Source organism: Mycobacterium sp. MMS18-G62 (genome assembly GCF_053877835.1).
This window is the reverse complement of sequence record NZ_CM132662.1, coordinates 1020987-1037190: the sequence shown is the minus strand read 5'-3', so window position 1 is coordinate 1037190 and position 16204 is coordinate 1020987. Positions and strand designations below refer to the sequence as shown.

Below are 16204 nucleotides of genomic sequence, written 5' to 3'. Positions count from 1 at the left end.
CCCGACCGGTTATTGCCCACCCTCGACCATTGCCTCGGCCCAGGCGATGTGGCCTTCGAAGCCAAGCGATTCCGCCATGGCGCGGTAGCGACTCACCAAGTCCGAGTAGGCGACGTCATCGCCGCGGGCACGGGATAGCAGCGCGCGCGGCCGCAGCAGAGTGATCTCGCTCATCGCCGAACATTGATCGGCGAAGAGTTTCGCCAACCGGTCGATCGCCTCTTCGGCTTCGGCCAGATCGCCCTCGGCGGCGCGCTCCAGCAGCGTCTCCACCAGAACACCGGTGCCCCAACCGCCATAGAAGAGGTTTCCTGCCTGGCACAGCTCGTCGACGGCTTGGCGCATCACCCCAACGGCAGCATCTCGGTCGCCGCGCCTGGCCGTTTCCCGGGCGGCCCACACGTCGGTGACCGGGATGAGGAAAAAGGCCCGCTTGCGCAGCCATATGTCGCGGGTCTGCATCATCAACTCAAGCCCACGCTGACGGTCGGCCGCGGCGTCCCGATTCAGCAGCCCGACAGCCAACGTGTACCCGGCCAAGCCCAGTGCGCGATCGCTGCTGGCCCTTTGGGCGGTCTGCACTGCCTCCTCGCACACATGCACCACGGAGTCACTGGTCCGGAGCACCCCGTACTGCATCGCGAAACCGTAGGTCCAGGCGACGGCACCGGAGAGGGTTTCCGTGTTGCTGCGTCGGGCCATCGCGACGGCGTCGTGCAGGTCTTGGCGCCAACGGGGGCGGCCCAGCCACCACCGGGCAGTGCCCCGCCATGCCAGCGCGATTGCCAGCGGTGATCCCACACCGAAGCCGGCGCCCTTGGCGGGGTCGCCTGCGGCCAGATCGACGACGGTCTGCGACCACCGCAAGACCTCATCGAATTCACCGACACCGAGCCAGTTGCAGAACGCTATGGGCGTCAACCCCATGGCCGGGGCGGGGTCGTCGATCGACTCCAGCAGCGCCATCTGGTCGGATGCCATCCGTGCCCCCTCACGCGTGCGGCCAGCGTAGAGAAGCTCGGTGGCCAACGCGGTCATGCCGATGGCCAGCGAGGCCTTGTCCCCGGCCGCAGCGCACAACTCGCGCAACTCCTCGAAGCGGCGCCGGCTTTCCTGGACCTCTCGGGCTTGCCAGTCGGTGGCACACAGCATGGTCCGTGGGGTGATGCGCATCGACAGCTGGTCGGGGGCGTCGGTGGGCAGCCGATCGGCGATCCCGCGTGCCCGCTCCCAGCTGACCCGAGCAGCGTTCAGATCGCGGTTGGTGGACCACGCACTGGCGCGCATGTGCCAGCCGTAGGCCTCGCGCAGCTCACCGGCGGCCTGCAGATGTTCGGCGATCAGCGCGGCGTTCTCCTCCACCGAGTCGGGCTCAGACTCTTGGATCGCGGCGGACAGGCGCCGGTGATATTGGGCGCGATCGGATTTCAGCTGCGATTCGTAGGCCACCGCGCGGATCAGTGGATGTCGAAACGCGTACTCGGCGCTGGGGGTGAACTTGATCTGATCGATCAGCTCGGCGCTGAGGAGCTCGTCGAAAACCGCGCCGATGCCCAGCGCGGAGAGTAGCTCGGGCCCGAAGCGGGCTCCGATCACCGAGGCCGCGTTCAACGTCCGCTTGGCCGGAGCCTTCAGGCGGTCGATGCGCGCCTCGATGGCGGCCTGCACCGTGGCCGGTACGCTGAGTTCGGCGATATCCGACCGGCAGACGTAGCCACCGTGCTCGCCGGTCAACACGCCGCGTTGCGCCAATTCGCGCACCATCTCTTCGGCGAAGAACGGGTTCCCTGCGGCTCGCTCGGCGATGATCGCCGCCAGCTCGCCGACCGAGGGATGCGATCCCAGCAGCTCACCGAGCAACGCCTTGCTATCTGAATCACCCAGTGGGGCAAGCGGTATCGTCTGTGCGTCGGCTGCCCGCGTCAGCGCTCCGTCATACTCGGGGCGGGAGGTGATCAGCACAATCGACGGGACGCGCGGAATGACGGTGAGGAAGTCGGCAATCATCGACTCGCTGACCGCGTCGATCCAGTGCGCGTCCTCGACGATGAACAGCGCCGGTTGGGTGCGGGCCAGCGACGACTTGTTGATCATTGTGGTCAACCGGCGTCGCCGGGCATCCGGGTCGATCTGGGGCCGCCGCACATCGGGGTCGGCGATGTCGAGCAGATCATCAAGCAGCAACAGATCCTGCAGGTCGGCATCGGGGAATTGTTCCCGGACATGAGCGCGGGCGGCTTCCCCGTCGAGGTCAGCGACGCCGGTAGCCGCGCGCAACAGGCTCGTCACAGCATGGAACGGGATATCGTGAGCATGCGACTCGCAGAATGCCCAAAAGACTTCCACCCCGCGATCGGCCGCGACCGTGGCGGCCTCCCGGGCCACCCGGCTCTTGCCGATGCCCGGAGGTCCCACCACATTCACCACGACTCCGCGGCCACCGATGGCGTGATCCACCATGGCGTCGAGCGTCGCCATCTCCGAGCGCCGACCGATCAGGCTCGCCTCGACGCGCCCGAATCGGCGATCGCGCGGCCCGATACCCATCAGTTGGCGCGCGCACACCGGTTTGTCGGACCCTTTGATGCGCACCCACTCAGGTTCGGCCAGCACGGCGAGGTGTTCGACCAGCCGTGCGGTCGACTCCGACAGCATCACCCCGCCGGGTGGGGCGACCGATTCCATTCGTTGGGCCATCCCGACGTGATGCCCGGTTGCGGCGTAACCCAATGACCCCGAGCCGATTTCACCGGCGATCACGCGACCCGAATCGAGGCCCACCCGCACGCGAAGATCGATACCGTCGCGGTGCTGTAGCTCCGCCGCCAACCGGCTCGTCTCCTCCTGGATGGCCAGCGCGGCCACGCACGCACGAAAAGCGTGATCCTCCAACGCGATCGGGGCGCCGAAGATCGCCATCACCCCGTCGCCCTGGTAGTCCACCGTCCCGCCGTAGCGGCGCAACACCGCCGCTGACCGTTCCACCAATTCGGTCATGACCTCGCGCAACCGCTCAATATCAAGGGCAGTCGCGATGTCCATCGAACGCACCACATCGGCGAACAGCAACGTCACCTGCTTGTATTCCGCGGTGTCGGCACATGACAAGAGCTTTGACCCGCACGCGTCGCAGAATCGCGCGCCCTCGTGTGGCACGGCGCCACACGACCGGCATGCCTTCGTTGCCGGCCCTCCTGCACTTTCCGCCGACCGGGCGTCGCCCACTAACTGGCTAATTCGCCAAGGGTATGGCGTATCGCGCACCTTAGAGGACGAAAATGATGATATTGACGGGCGCGAAATGGGCTTGTGTCCGACCGATATGGGCATCCTCATGAGAACTGCAGTGCACAGTTTGCAAAAGGCAAGACTTGGCTACGGTTTCGGGATGGCCGTCAACCAGACACGCGAAGTCGTCATCGAGGCGACGCCTGAGGAGATCATGGCGGTGCTCTTCGACCTCGAGTCGTTGACGCAGTGGTCGTCGGCCCACCAGAAGGTGGAGATCCTCGAGCGCGACGATGCGGGCCGTCCGAGCAAGTCCCGGCAGACCGTCAAGATCGTTGGCATCAGCGACGAGCAGGTGCTCGCGTACACGGTGCACGACGACGGCGTGAGCTGGACGCTGGTGAGCTCCAAACAACAGCGCGCGCAAGACGCCCGCTACACGCTGACCCGCGACGGTGACGTCACGCGGGTTCGCTTCGAACTCACCGTCGACCCGGTCGTGCCGTTGCCGGGCTTCCTGATCAAGAAGGGTGCCCAAGGGCTGATGGACACGGCCACCGAGGGGCTTCGCAAGCGGGTTCTCAAAGTGAAACGGGGCGGCTGAGTTACGTTGCTCCGGTGACCAACACCGGACCCCTGGCCGGGGTGAAAGTAGTCGAACTCGGCGGCATCGGCCCTGGCCCGCACGCCGCGATGGTGCTCGCCGACCTCGGCGCCGACGTGGTGCGTGTGCGCAGGCCCGGCGGATTGCAGATGCCGGCCGAGGACGTGGACCTGCTGCACCGAGGCAAACGTATCGTCGACCTCGACGTGAAGAAGGACCCGCAGGCACTTCTGGATCTCGTGGTCAAGGCCGACGTGCTGCTCGACGGCTTCCGGCCCGGTACGTGTGAGCGGTTGGGCGTCGGGCCGGACGACTGCGCGGCGGTCAATCCGCGGCTGATCTTCGCCCGCATCACCGGTTGGGGTCAGCACGGCCCATACGCCGCCGTCGCCGGACATGACATTAACTACCTGTCGCAGACAGGCGCGCTGTCGGCGATCGGCTATCGCGACCGCCCGCCCGTCGCGCCACTGAACCTCGTCGCCGACTTCGGTGGCGGCTCGATGTTCGTGCTCCTCGGCATCGTCGCGGCACTCTACGAGCGCGAGCGGTCGGGCAAGGGCCAGGTGATCGACGCCGCGATGGTCGACGGAGTGTCCGTCCTGTCGCAGATGGCGTGGACGATGAAGTCCGTCGGCACACTCAAGGACGAGCGCGAGTCGTTTCTTCTCGACGGTGGTGCGCCGTTCTATCGCACCTACGAAACGTCCGACGGCAAGTACATGGCCGTCGGGGCGATCGAGGCGCAGTTCTACACGCAGCTGCTCGACGGCCTGGGTCTGTCGGCCGACGAATTGCCGCATCAGATGGACGCGGCGTCGTTTCCGGACATGCACAAGCTCTTCGCGCAGCGGTTTGCCAGCAAGACGCGCGACGAGTGGACCGAGATCTTCGGCGGCACCGACGCATGTGTCACACCCGTGCTCACGTGGGCCGAGGCCGCTCAGAATGAACACTTGCGCGGACGCTCAACTCTGGTGACCGCCAACGGCGTAGACCAGGCTGCGCCGGCGCCTCGCTTCTCCCGCACCCCGGCCGGGCCTGTCGGCGCACCGCCAAAGACCACCACGTCGATCGACGAAATCAACTGGTAGGAAAATTAGCTGCGCAATCACCTGCGCGACGCAGGGCCGTTAACTAGGATTTGCCAGCATGGCCGTTCGAGCATCACGAGAGGTTGTCTTCGAGGCACCACCCGAGGAAATCCTCGATGCGCTCGCCGATATCGAGACCGTGCCGACCTGGTCGTCGCTGCACAAGCAGGCTGAAGTGCTCGATCGCTATCCCGACGGGCGGCCACACCATGTGAAGGCCACGCTGAAGATCATGGGCATCACCGACAAGGAGGTGCTCGAGTATCACTGGGGCGATCGCTGGATGGTGTGGGACGCGCACGAAACGTTCCAGCAGCGCGGCCAGCACGGCGAATACAACCTGACGCCGGAGGGCGACGACAAGACGCGCGTGCGCTTCGACATCATCATGGACCTGGCGGCGCCGATACCCGAGTTCATCATCAAGCGGGCCAAGAAGATCGTTCTCGACGTCGCGACCGAAAGCCTGCGCAGGCGCGTCATGGAGAAACGGGCGTCATAGGTCGGCGTCATGGCCGTCAGAACATCACGCAAGCTCGTGATCGATGCGCCGCCGGAAGCCATCATGGATGCGCTGGCCGACGTGGAAGCCCTACTGTCGTCGTCGCCGGCTTACAGGCGGGCCGAGGTCCTCGACAGGTACGACGACGGCCGTCCGCACCACGTGCGCCTCGCGGTCAAAGTGCTCGGAATATTGGACGAAGAAATCCTCGAATTCCGCTGGGGCCCAAACTGGTTGGTGTGGGACGCTGAACCAACCAAGCAGCAGTACGCCCAACACGTCGAGTACACATTGCGGCCCGACCACAGCGGAACATCCACCGTGGTGACGGTCGGCATCACCGTCGAGCCCGATTCGCTCATCCCGGACTTCTTCATCCGGCGAGCCGGTAAGACGATCATCGACGCCGCGACCGAAGGATTACGACAGCGAGTGCTGCGCGACAAGCGTTGTGATCGTCCGGAGTAGCTAGGAATAGTCGCGCGGGCTGGGCCGTCGCCGCCCCGCTGTGACTACCAGCTAGCCTCCATCGTCAAATGGACGCCAGCGTTGACGACTTCTGGCGTCAGCGGATCGATTCTTTTCGGTAGCGAGCTGTAACCACCACAGCTACCTACCAGTGAAAGGAGTTCGATCATGCGAGGTTTGGCAATCGGCACAGCGACGGTCGGCATACTGGCTTTGGCCACACTGGGATTGGCCGGTACGGCCGCCGCAGCTCCCACGGGAGGTTCGAACGCTGCTGACGCCGTCAATCAACTGAAGGCGCAGGGATATACCGTGCAGATCAACGGCGACCAGAACGCGCCGCTATCGGAATGTGTGACGACCCAGGTTTCCGGACTGTCGGGCACCAATTCGGCGGGCAAGCCGCTCACGCCGGCCCAAGTCGGAACCGTCTACGTCACAGTTTCCTGCGACGACGACCACGACGAGTGACCTTTTAACACCGCGAGCCGGCGGATCGCCTCGTCCAGCGTCTCGTCGCGCTTGCAGAAGGCGAAGCGCACCAAGTGGTTCCACGCGTCGGCGTGGGAGGCACCCGCGTCGCAGAACGCGGACATCGGAATGGCCGCGACCCCGGCGCGTTCGGGAAGCTCGGCGCAGAATTGGGTGCTGTCGTGGTAGCCCAGCGGGCGTGGGTCGGCGCACAGGAAGTAGGTGCCGGAGCTGTCGTGCACCTCAAATCCTAGCTCCGCCAGCGCATTTCCGAGCTTGTCGCGCTTGGCTTGCAGCGACCCTCGCAGCGCTGATACCCAGGCCTCTTCGGTGTCGAGCGCCTGTGCCACGGCTGGCTGAAACGGCGCGCCGCCGACGTAGGACAGGTATTGCTTGGCGGCACGCACGCCCGCAATGAGTTCTGCCGCGCCGCACGCCCATCCGATCTTCCAGCCGGTGCAGTTGAACATCTTGGCCGCGCTGGAGATGGTCACGGTGCGGTCCGCCATTCCCGGATAGTTGGCGAGCGGTAGGTGGGGGCGCCCGTCGAACACCAGATGCTCGTAGACCTCGTCGGTGATCACCAGCAGGTCGGCGTCGACGGCAAGCTGTGCCAGCGCGCGAAGCTCGTCGTCAGAGGCCACCATCCCGGTCGGGTTGTGCGGCGAGTTCACGATCAACGCCTTGGTGTTCGGCGTGACCGCGCGCCGCAGACCGTCGACGTCGATTCGGAACCCGCGCCCGTCGGGCAGCAACGGCACGGCCCGCCGCTCGCATCCGGCCATCGCGATCACCGGCGAGTACGAGTCGTAGAACGGCTCGATCAACAACACTTCTGACCCCGGTTCGACGAGCCCGAGTACTGCCGACGCGATGGCTTCCGTGGCGCCGACCGTCACCAGCACCTCAGTCTCGGGGTCGTACTCGGTGCCGAAGTGGCGCATGCGTTGCGCGGCGATCGCTTCGCGCAGCGGCGCGATGCCCAGACCGGGTGGGTACTGATTGACGCCCTCGGCGATCGCGTTCTCCGCGGTCTTGAGCATCGCAGGCGGACCGTCCTCGTCGGGGAAGCCCTGGCCCAGGTTTACCGCGCCGATCCGCGCGGCCAGCGCCGACATCTCGGCGAAGATCGTGACCGCATAGGGCTGCAGCCGCCGCACCGTCATGACCGTCGAGCCTACGGCTTTGCCGAACGTGGGTTACCAGCACGGAATTCCCGTGATTGGTGTGCTGGTAACCCACGTTCGCGGGCGCCGAGCAACCAGCCAACCACCCGGTTGGGTGGGGCTGTTAGGCTGGCCGGGCAGAGGACTACCGCCCACGTGGGCTGGGCTCCCATAACCCCATCTGAACAGGAAGAATCTTCATGTCTGAAGAAGCCTTCATCTACGAGGCCATCCGCACGCCTCGCGGTAAGCAGCGCAACGGCTCGCTGAACGAAGTCAAGCCGCTGAACTTGGTCGTCGGCCTGGTCGACGAGCTCCGCCGCCGCTATCCCGACCTGGACGAGACCCTGATCAGCGACATGATCCTGGGCGTCGTCTCCCCGGTCGGCGACCAGGGTGGCGACATCGCCCGCACCGCGGTGCTGGCCGCAGGCCTGCCCGAGACCACCGGCGGGGTGCAGCTCAACCGCTTCTGCGCCTCGGGCCTCGAGGCCGTCAACACCGCCGCCCAAAAGGTCCGCTCCGGCTGGGACGACCTGGTACTCGCCGGCGGTGTGGAGTCGATGAGCCGCGTCCCGATGGGTTCTGACGGTGGCGCGTGGGCGACCGACCCGGAGACCAACTACACGATCGGCTTCGTGCCGCAGGGCATCGGCGCCGACCTGATCGCCACCATCGAAGGCTTCGACCGTGAAGACGTCGACCGCTACGCGTTGCGGTCGCAGGAGAAGGCCGCCGCGGCTTGGTCGGGCGGTTACTTCGCCAAGTCCGTCGTGCCAGTGCGCGACCAGAACGGCCTGGTCATCCTCGACCACGACGAGCACATGCGCCCCGACAGCACTCTCGAGGGCCTCGGCAAGCTGAAGACCGCCTTCGACGGCATCGGCGAGATGGGCGGCTTCGACGATGTGGCGCTGCAGAAGTACCACTGGGTCGAGAAGATCAACCACGTCCACACCGGCGGCAACAGCTCCGGCATCGTCGACGGCGCCGCGCTGGTGCTCGTCGGCAGTGAAAGTGCGGGGAAGGCTCAAAATTTGACGCCCCGCGCGCGCATCGTGGCCACTGCCACCAGCGGTGCGGATCCCGTCATCATGCTCACGGGCCCGACGCCCGCGACGCGCAAGGTGCTGGACCGCGCGGGCCTTACGGTCGACGACATCGACCTGTTCGAGCTGAACGAGGCGTTCGCGTCGGTGGTGCTGAAGTTCCAGAAGGACCTGAACATCCCCGACGAGAAGCTCAACGTCAACGGTGGCGCCATCGCGATGGGTCACCCCCTGGGCGCCACCGGCGCCATGATCACCGGAACCATGGTCGACGAGCTCGAGCGCCGCAACGCGCGTCGCGCGCTGATCACACTGTGCATCGGCGGCGGCATGGGTGTCGCGACCATCATCGAGAGGGTTTAAGACCGTGGCAGAGAACACCATTGTTTGGGACAAGGACGCCGACGGCATCGTCACGTTGACACTCGACGACCCCACCGGGTCGGCGAACGTGATGAACGAGCACTACGCCGAGTCCATGCACAACGCGGTGGAACGCCTTGCCGCGGAGAAGGATTCGATCACCGGCGTTGTCATCACCAGCGCGAAGAAGACCTTCTTCGCCGGCGGCGACCTCAAGGGCATGATCAAGCTCGGCCCGGAGAACGCAGGTGAGGCGTTCGACACGGTCGAGGCCGTCAAGCGTGATCTGCGCGCTCTCGAGACGCTCGGTAAGCCCGTCGTGGCCGCCATCAACGGGGCCGCGCTCGGCGGCGGCCTCGAGATCGCACTCGCGTGTCATCACCGCATCGCGGCCGACGTCAAGGGCCTCGTTGTCGGCCTGCCCGAGGTCACCCTGGGCCTGCTGCCCGGCGGTGGCGGCGTCACGCGCACCGTGCGGATGTTCGGCATCCAGAACGCGTTCATGAACATCCTGAGCCAGGGCACTCGCTTCAAGCCGGCGCAGGCCAAGGAAACCGGTCTGGTCGACGAGCTCGTCGGGTCGGTCGAGGAGCTGGTGCCCGCCGCCAAGGCGTGGATCAAGGCCAACCCCGACTCGCACACCCAGCCGTGGGATGCCAAGGGCTACAAGATGCCCGGCGGCACCCCGGCCAGCCCGGCGCTCGCCGGCATCCTGCCGTCGTTCCCGGCGCTGCTGAAGAAGCAGCTCAAGGGTGCGCCGATGCCGGCGCCGCGGGCGATCCTGGACGCGGCCGTCGAGGGTGCGCAGGTGGACTTCGACACCGCGAGCCGCATCGAGAGCCGGTATTTCACGCAGCTGGTCACCGGCCAGGTCGCCAAGAACATGATCCAGGCGTTCTTCTTCGACCTGCAGCACATCAACGGCGGCGGCTCGCGGCCCGAGGGCATCGGCAAGACGCCGATCAACAAGATCGGCGTGCTTGGCGCGGGCATGATGGGTGCGGGTATCGCCTACGTGTCGGCCAAGGCTGGCTTCGACGTGGTGCTCAAGGACGTCAGCATCGAGGCAGCCGAGAAGGGCAAGAACTACTCGGAAAAGCTTGAGGCCAAAGCGCTTCAGCGCGGCAAGACCACCGAAGAGAAGTCCAAGGCACTGCTGGACCGGATCACGCCGACGGGCGATCCTGCCGATCTCGCCGGTGTCGACTTCGTCGTCGAGGCGGTGTTCGAGAACCAGGAACTCAAGCACAAGGTGTTCCAGGAGATCGAGGACATCGTCGAGCCCAATGCGCTGCTCGGCTCGAACACCTCGACGCTGCCGATCACCGGTCTGGCTACCGGTGTGAAACGCCAAGAGGACTTCATCGGAATCCACTTCTTCAGCCCGGTCGACAAGATGCCGCTGGTGGAAATCATCAAGGGCGAGAAGACATCTGACGAGGCGCTGGCCCGGGTGTTCGACTACACACTGGCCATCGGCAAGACGCCGATCGTCGTCAACGACAGCCGCGGCTTCTTCACATCGCGGGTGATCGGCACGTTCGTCAACGAGGCGCTGGCGATGCTCGGCGAGGGCGTTGAGCCGGCGTCGATCGAGCACGCCGGTTCGCAAGCCGGTTACCCGGCGCCGCCGCTGCAGCTGTCCGACGAGCTCAACATGGAGCTGATGCAGAAGATCGCCGCCGCCACCCGCAAGGGTGTAGAGGATGCGGGCGGCACCTACGAGCCGCATCCGGCCGAGGCGGTCGTCAACAAGATGATCGAAATCGGACGGCCGTCGCGGTTGAAGGGCGCCGGTTTCTACGAGTACGTCGACGGCAAGCGGACCCAGCTGTGGCCGGGCCTGCGCGAGACGTTCAAGTCGGGCTCGTCGCAGCCGCCGCTGCAGGACATGATCGACCGGATGCTGTTCGCCGAGGCGCTGGAAACCCAGAAGTGCCTCGACGAGGGCGTGCTCACATCCACCGCGGACGCCAACATCGGCTCGATCATGGGCATCGGCTTCCCGCCGTGGACCGGTGGCTCGGCCCAGTACATCGTCGGCTACCAGGGGCCCGCCGGCACGGGCAAGGAAGCGTTTGTGGCCCGGGCCCGAGAGCTGGCCGCCAAGTACGGCGACCGCTTCACCCCGCCGGAGTCACTGACCAAATAGCAGAAGTACGCAAAAGCCCTCGAAACAAAGACGTTTCGAGGGCTTTTGCTATGCGACCAGTTCCTCGCTCTGCAGCGGAAGGGGATTCGCCGCCGGATTGCTGGCCAGGGCGTCGAGGACCACGGACCACACCTGCGGACTCAACACCACGCCCAGGTGCCCGACCGGAAGTCCCGGATACAGGTCCTGAACGACGATGTTGGTGACGTTCGGCCCGTCGAGCGCCTGCTGGGTGTAGGGGGTAACGACCTCGTCGTTCATCGAGGCGATCGTGGTGTACAAGACACCGGGCCGGGTGTCGCCGTTGCCGTACACCTCCTGCTGAAAAGCAGAACCCAGCGTCTGCTGTTCCAGGGCCGGCCCAAACGAATTCGCGAACGCGACGAGCAGCGGCCCAAGGATCGGCAGCTGTTGCAGGCCGATGAGGCCGTCGGCATCGGTGCCGTGATTACTCGGAGCGATGCCGATCAGCTGTGACACCTTGTCGGCTCCGCCCAGGTTGTTGATGTAGTACACCGGCAGGATCCCGCCACCCTGCGAATGGCCGATGAGTATCACCTTGGGGGCACCCGTTTCGGCGAGGACCCTGTCGACTTCGGCGGCGAGCTCGAGGCCGGACTGCCTGATGTCGTCCGTGGCCTGGATCGGATAGTTGGGATCCTGGCTGATATTGCCGTAGTTGAACGTGTAGACCTTGTATCCGGCATTGGCGAGGACCGGGGCTCCGACACCCCAGTTCTCTCCCTGAGTGGCAACCGTTCCGTTGATCAGAATGATCGGCAGGGGATGCTCGGCGGTCACCGTGATCGACGGGTCGTTTGCGCCTGGTGGTGGCTGCTGCGGATTGAAGAACGTCAGCCCGTTGATTATCCCGTAGTTGACGGGGAACGGTCCGGTGCCCGCGGAATTGAGCTGTGCACCGATCAGCGTCCTACTAACGGCCGCAGCCGAATTGGCCACCGCGGTGGCGAGCGCGTACGGCACACCGAAAAAGCTGTGCGGGCCGAAGGCCTGAGCGAAAGTGTCGGCGACGGTATACACCGCCGACGCCGCAACTATCCCGACGTCGGACACCAGCCCGACCACTTGTGTTGTCTGCGGGCCACTGAACGCGGGGGATTGACTGCTCGACGCCGAGGGTCCGGACGGCGCGATGTTCGTGACCGCCGCCAGTGGGCTGGCGGCCTGCGTCGGACGTTGTTGGATGGGCGAGACGGCGCTTCGTTGAGTAGGTGCGCTGATCGCGGAGGGCGGCGGATCGGCCGCGACGGGTTTCGCGGGCTTCGCCGATTCGGTGGTCGAGTCGGGCCGGCGTGAAGTGTGCCGAACACGCGGCTCCGACTGGGCACCGCCCTCGGGCTCGCTTGTTGTCTCCTGAGCGGTGGCCGTGCTCTCGGGGGTCGATGATTCGGAGGTGGTGGCGTCACCCGTCGTGTCGGGGCGTTGCTTGACAACGGGACCGGTGCTCGGCGCGTCGGCCTGCGCGGACTGTTTCGGTGGGTCGGCCAACGCGGCCTTCGGCGGGCCCGCCGAGCTCTGTGAATTCGAATCGGCACTCGACGATGACGAGTCGTCGGCGTGGGCGATTCCACTGGCCAGCCCGACCGTCAGCCAGGCTGACAGCAAGAACATGGCAACGATCAATCGCAACCACCATTGAAAGGTCGAACTGCCCGTGTTCAGCAGCAACATGCGCTTCGTGGACACTTGCACACCTCTCGCCCGGTAGGCATGAATGTATCCAGCTATCGGCCGGGGCGGATCCAAATTGCAGCAGGTCTGTGGATTGCCGCGCGCGTTGGCGTGACGGGCTTGCGTATCGTCTAGGCGTGCCCGAAGGCTTTACCGAAACGTTCGCGGCAGGGCTGGCGAGCTACGGCGACCAGCCGTGCATCGAGTTCGAGGGCCGGTGGTATTCCGGCGACGAGATCACGGCATACGGCGACGCCATCGCCGCGGTGCTACGCGACGCCGGCGTCGCCGACGGCGCACCCGTCGGATTGGTGGTCCGCAACCGGCTGCCACACGCCGCGGCGATCATCGGCTTCCTCGCCGCCGGACGCCCTGTCTCGATGATCTACTCGTTTCAGTCGCCCGAGTCGATCGGCCGCGACATCGAAAAGCTCGAGATGTCGGCGATCGTCGCCGACCGCGAGGATTGGACCTCTCCGGTGGTTGACGCAGCGAAGCGCACAGGCAGTGCGGGCGTGGCGATTTCGATGCGGTCGCCTCATGTCAGCGCCGTCGAAGGGCTCGAGTACCGCGACGTATCTCGCCGGCACGCGGACGTCGAACCCGGTGTGGCGCTGGAGATTCTGTCCAGTGGCACGACGGGGCCGCCGAAACGACAAGCCCTCAAGACGGCGGTGCTCGAGCGCACAGTCTTCAGCGTGACCAGCGGAGAGAAGGCCTCGCCGGACGCCCCTCCGGAGTTCGGCTACTGGCAGTTCGGCGGGATCGGGGTGTGCCAGTTGATCGCGGGCGTTCACAACGCCAGGCGAATCGTGATGCTCGAGCGTTTTACCGTCGACGGCTTCGTCAATGCCATAAAGACGCACGGCATCAAGAGATCTGGTGTCCAGCCCGCCGTCATCCGGATGCTGCTTGACGCCGACGTGCCCAAGGAGGACCTGGCGTCCCTGGAATTTCTGATCAGTGCCTCGGGTCCGCTCGACCCGGAAACTCGCGACGAGTTCGAGGCGCACTTCGACATCCCGGTCCGGCTGGCCTACGGCGCAACGGAATTTGCGGGTTCGCTGTGTGCGTGGACACCCGATCTCATCGATGAGTTCGGTACGTCGAAACGCAACAGCGTGGGAAGGGCACTGCCCGACACGCAGTTGCGGATCGTCGATCCTGACACCGGCGCCGAGCTTCCCACCGGTGAGCAAGGGCTGCTGGAGGCCAAGGTGGCGCCCCTTGGCCCGGACTGGATCCGCACTACCGACATCGCGTCGATCGACACCGACGGGTTCGTCACGCTGCACGGCAGGGCCGACGGCGCCATCAACCGCGGTGGTTTCAAGATCCTGCCGGAAACCGTTCGGCGCGTGCTGATCTCACACCCAGCGGTGCGCGACGCGTGTGTCGTCGGGGTGCCCGACAAGCGGCTCGGGCAGGTCCCTTTCGCCGCGATAGAACTCACGCCAGGGATGACGGCGCCGTCCGAGGACGACCTGAAAGACCTTGTGCGCCAGTCGTTGCCGGTATACAACGTGCCTGTCGCCGTTGCCGTCGTCGACGAATTGCCGCGCAATCCGGCACTGAAGGTGAGCCTGCCTGAAGTTGCCGCGCTCTACGACGCCCGCGCGAACAAGTAGAACCGGCCGGGATCCTTGCCGTTGTGGTCCATCGCCGGCTCACTCCCCGACGACAGCGGCATCCAGTTCATTGCGAACCGCCGCTCGACTTCCGCCTGATCGATTCCCGGCACACCAAACGACCCGCCAGGGAGGAACTCGACGAGCAGGAGCCGCGCACTTGGCGCTGCCACCGCAGATACCTCGCGGACGTAGGAGTCGCGGTCCTCCGGGCTCATGCCGTGCAGGCAGCCGTTGTCGACGATCAGGTCGAAGTTCGTCCCGACGCCCTCGGAGCTCAGATGCGTCGCGTCCGCTTGGGCGAAGTTGACGTCGACCTTGTTGGCCGCCGCCTTCGCCTTGGCCTTGTCGACCGCCTTGGCGACGAAGTCCACGCCGGTGACCTGCCAGCCGTGCTTGGCCAGATAGATCGAGTTGTCGCCGGTACCGCAGCCGACGTCCAAAGCGGTTCCCGCCGGCAGCGCATTGTCGCCCTCGACCAAGCCACGCAGGCTCGACGCCAGCGGATGACCGTCCCACGGCACAAAGCCAAGCCGGTAGAACGTCTTGAAGAGAAGTTGTCGCGAGGACATGACGTCAGATCGATCCGAGGTCGGCCGAGATCCAATGCTGCGGCCGCAGATAGATGGCCACGCTTTCGCCGAGCTCGCGGCGGGCGAACTCGAGATAGGCGTCAACCTTGTCCGGTGCCAGGTAGCGCTTGGTCATCTCGACGAGTTGTTCGTCGGTTCCGGGCTCGATGCGGCTGACAGGCCCGTCGACCGCGACATAGCGGACCGACGGCTCCAGGCGTTCGGCCATCAATGTGAATTCTCCCTGCGTCTCGATGAGACGGTGTTTGCGCGAGCCGTTGCCGGTGAGCACCCAAGGCTCGCCGCCCGGTGTGTACTGGTACCAGATCGGTACCGTCAGCGGTCCGCGCTTGTCACCAGCGCTCACCGACAATGCCGCGATATGCGGCTCGGCCAGAAACTGTTCGCGTTCTTCTTTGGATAGGGCCATGTTCGCCAGGCTAGTCGCGGCCTACGACGGGATCGGGCGTCGTCGTTATTGGGATCGGTAGCACGGAGGCCGTTGTGCACTAGCCGCGACGGCGCCAAGCGACGCGGCGCATGACCAAGGGGAGGACGGTATGAATGTCGTCGGCAAGCGGAAGCGCATGGTCGCAAGTGCGCTGATGTCGATCAGCGTTGCGGTCGCCGGTGTGGGCATGACCGTAGGCATCGCTCAGGCCTCACCGCGCAGTCCTGTGCCGCTGAATGCCTGGCCGGGGTGTCCGGACGATCACCCCGAAGGCCCGTGTCGTTGGTGCCCTGGGGATCCCCCGGTGCAGACGGGCAATCTTCGTACAAACCCAGTGGTTTGGGACAACAACGTCTGCCACACCTATTGGTACGTCTATCACGGGCAGGGGAATGTCGCTCAGAACATTTTCGAGGGCGAGGCGCCGCCACCCCCGCCTCCGCCGCCGCCGAACCTGACCCCGCCGCTTCCGCCGGGCTGGTGCTGGTCCCTGTTCATTCCGGCGCCGTGCCCGTAGATCACAGCGACCTCGAGCCGGTCCGTGGCCCCGATCTGCACGATCACCTACATCGTTCGCCCCGAAGGCTCCCACACCTGGGGCCTGAACTGGTTGCGTGATGGCGGCGAGGGCATGACGGAAAGTGCTCGGCGGCAGCGTGATTGCGCGGTAGCGGGGAGTGTTGCCACCTTGCCGTCGGCGCTTGTCCTCGAACGCGTCTTTGGCGGCTGGCAGCCTTCTTCCGTGGTGCTCGCATAGAGTCGAC

The 16204-nt window shown here is 65.6% G+C and carries 15 protein-coding genes; 10 read left to right on the top strand and 5 right to left on the bottom strand.

The annotated features are described in order from the left end of the window. Positions 1-9 precede the first annotated feature (9 nt). Positions 10-3225: an AAA family ATPase gene (locus ACWW36_RS05100; RefSeq protein ID WP_456140510.1), complete on the bottom strand. Its 3216-nt coding sequence runs from the start codon at positions 3223-3225 to the stop codon at positions 10-12. A 163-nt stretch (positions 3226-3388) separates the two neighbouring features. Here ACWW36_RS05100 and ACWW36_RS05095 point away from each other — a divergent pair, with 163 nt between their 5' ends. From ACWW36_RS05095 to ACWW36_RS05075, 5 genes are all read left to right on the top strand, one after another. Then, positions 3389-3832, top strand: a complete 444-nt coding sequence (locus tag ACWW36_RS05095; protein ID WP_456140509.1) for an SRPBCC family protein — start codon at positions 3389-3391, stop codon at positions 3830-3832. A 14-nt stretch (positions 3833-3846) separates the two neighbouring features. Then, on the top strand, positions 3847-4926 hold the full coding sequence (locus tag ACWW36_RS05090; RefSeq protein WP_456140508.1) for a CaiB/BaiF CoA transferase family protein: 1080 nt from the start codon (positions 3847-3849) through the stop codon (positions 4924-4926). A 58-nt stretch (positions 4927-4984) separates the two neighbouring features. Next, the gene (locus ACWW36_RS05085) at positions 4985-5428 is read left to right on the top strand and encodes an SRPBCC family protein (protein ID WP_456140507.1); all 444 of its coding nucleotides are present in this window, start codon (positions 4985-4987) and stop codon (positions 5426-5428) included. Positions 5429-5437: 9 nt separating this feature from the next. Next, positions 5438-5896, top strand: coding sequence for an SRPBCC family protein (locus ACWW36_RS05080; protein WP_456140506.1), 459 nt, complete (start codon positions 5438-5440; stop codon positions 5894-5896). Between the two features lie 168 nt (positions 5897-6064). Continuing rightward, on the top strand, positions 6065-6367 hold the full coding sequence (locus tag ACWW36_RS05075) for a hypothetical protein (RefSeq protein ID WP_456140505.1): 303 nt from the start codon (positions 6065-6067) through the stop codon (positions 6365-6367). Here the strand turns inward: ACWW36_RS05075 and ACWW36_RS05070 are convergent. Further along, on the bottom strand, positions 6328-7533 hold the full coding sequence (locus tag ACWW36_RS05070; protein WP_456140504.1) for a pyridoxal phosphate-dependent aminotransferase: 1206 nt from the start codon (positions 7531-7533) through the stop codon (positions 6328-6330). The two genes, ACWW36_RS05075 and ACWW36_RS05070, sit on opposite strands and share 40 nt — an antisense overlap. 200 nt (positions 7534-7733) lie before the next feature. Between ACWW36_RS05070 and ACWW36_RS05065 the strand changes: the two genes are divergently transcribed. Both ACWW36_RS05065 and ACWW36_RS05060 read left to right on the top strand, forming a co-directional pair. Next, entirely contained in the window at positions 7734-8945 is a 1212-nt protein-coding gene (locus tag ACWW36_RS05065; RefSeq protein WP_456140503.1) for an acetyl-CoA C-acetyltransferase, read from the top strand. Between the two features lie 4 nt (positions 8946-8949). After that, a complete protein-coding gene (locus tag ACWW36_RS05060) occupies positions 8950-11097 on the top strand; it encodes a 3-hydroxyacyl-CoA dehydrogenase NAD-binding domain-containing protein (RefSeq protein WP_456140502.1) in 2148 nt (715 codons plus the stop codon). Positions 11098-11145: 48 nt separating this feature from the next. Here the strand turns inward: ACWW36_RS05060 and ACWW36_RS05055 are convergent, their stop codons facing one another. Beyond that, a complete protein-coding gene (locus tag ACWW36_RS05055) occupies positions 11146-12804 on the bottom strand; it encodes an alpha/beta fold hydrolase (RefSeq protein ID WP_456140501.1) in 1659 nt (552 codons plus the stop codon). Positions 12805-12926: 122 nt separating this feature from the next. Between ACWW36_RS05055 and ACWW36_RS05050 the strand changes: the two genes are divergently transcribed. Then, positions 12927-14417 (top strand): class I adenylate-forming enzyme family protein, encoded by a 1491-nt coding sequence (locus ACWW36_RS05050; protein ID WP_456140500.1) that lies wholly within the window; start codon positions 12927-12929, stop codon positions 14415-14417. Here ACWW36_RS05050 and ACWW36_RS05045 read toward each other — a convergent pair. Both ACWW36_RS05045 and ACWW36_RS05040 read right to left on the bottom strand, forming a co-directional pair. After that, positions 14393-14989 (bottom strand): class I SAM-dependent methyltransferase, encoded by a 597-nt coding sequence (locus ACWW36_RS05045; protein WP_456140499.1) that lies wholly within the window; start codon positions 14987-14989, stop codon positions 14393-14395. The genes ACWW36_RS05050 and ACWW36_RS05045 overlap by 25 nt on opposite strands. A gap of 4 nt (positions 14990-14993) precedes the next feature. Then, a complete protein-coding gene (locus tag ACWW36_RS05040; protein WP_456140498.1) occupies positions 14994-15419 on the bottom strand; it encodes a pyridoxamine 5'-phosphate oxidase family protein in 426 nt (141 codons plus the stop codon). A gap of 130 nt (positions 15420-15549) precedes the next feature. Here ACWW36_RS05040 and ACWW36_RS05035 point away from each other — a divergent pair, with 130 nt between their 5' ends. Next, entirely contained in the window at positions 15550-15957 is a 408-nt protein-coding gene (locus tag ACWW36_RS05035) for a hypothetical protein (protein WP_456140497.1), read from the top strand. Between the two features lie 24 nt (positions 15958-15981). Further along, on the top strand, positions 15982-16197 hold the full coding sequence (locus tag ACWW36_RS05030; RefSeq protein ID WP_456140496.1) for a hypothetical protein: 216 nt from the start codon (positions 15982-15984) through the stop codon (positions 16195-16197). Positions 16198-16204: the final 7 nt, after the last annotated feature.

Coding starts and splice junctions, on each gene's coding strand:
- ACWW36_RS05080 (WP_456140506.1), top strand. CDS start 5,438: ATGGCCGTCAGAACATCACGCAAGCTCGTGATCGATGCGCCGCCGGAA.
- ACWW36_RS05065 (WP_456140503.1), top strand. CDS start 7,734: ATGTCTGAAGAAGCCTTCATCTACGAGGCCATCCGCACGCCTCGCGGT.
- ACWW36_RS05095 (WP_456140509.1), top strand. CDS start 3,389: ATGGCCGTCAACCAGACACGCGAAGTCGTCATCGAGGCGACGCCTGAG.
- ACWW36_RS05070 (WP_456140504.1), bottom strand. CDS start 7,533: ATGACGGTGCGGCGGCTGCAGCCCTATGCGGTCACGATCTTCGCCGAG.
- ACWW36_RS05045 (WP_456140499.1), bottom strand. CDS start 14,989: ATGTCCTCGCGACAACTTCTCTTCAAGACGTTCTACCGGCTTGGCTTT.
- ACWW36_RS05035 (WP_456140497.1), top strand. CDS start 15,550: ATGAATGTCGTCGGCAAGCGGAAGCGCATGGTCGCAAGTGCGCTGATG.
- ACWW36_RS05085 (WP_456140507.1), top strand. CDS start 4,985: ATGGCCGTTCGAGCATCACGAGAGGTTGTCTTCGAGGCACCACCCGAG.
- ACWW36_RS05075 (WP_456140505.1), top strand. CDS start 6,065: ATGCGAGGTTTGGCAATCGGCACAGCGACGGTCGGCATACTGGCTTTG.
- ACWW36_RS05040 (WP_456140498.1), bottom strand. CDS start 15,419: ATGGCCCTATCCAAAGAAGAACGCGAACAGTTTCTGGCCGAGCCGCAT.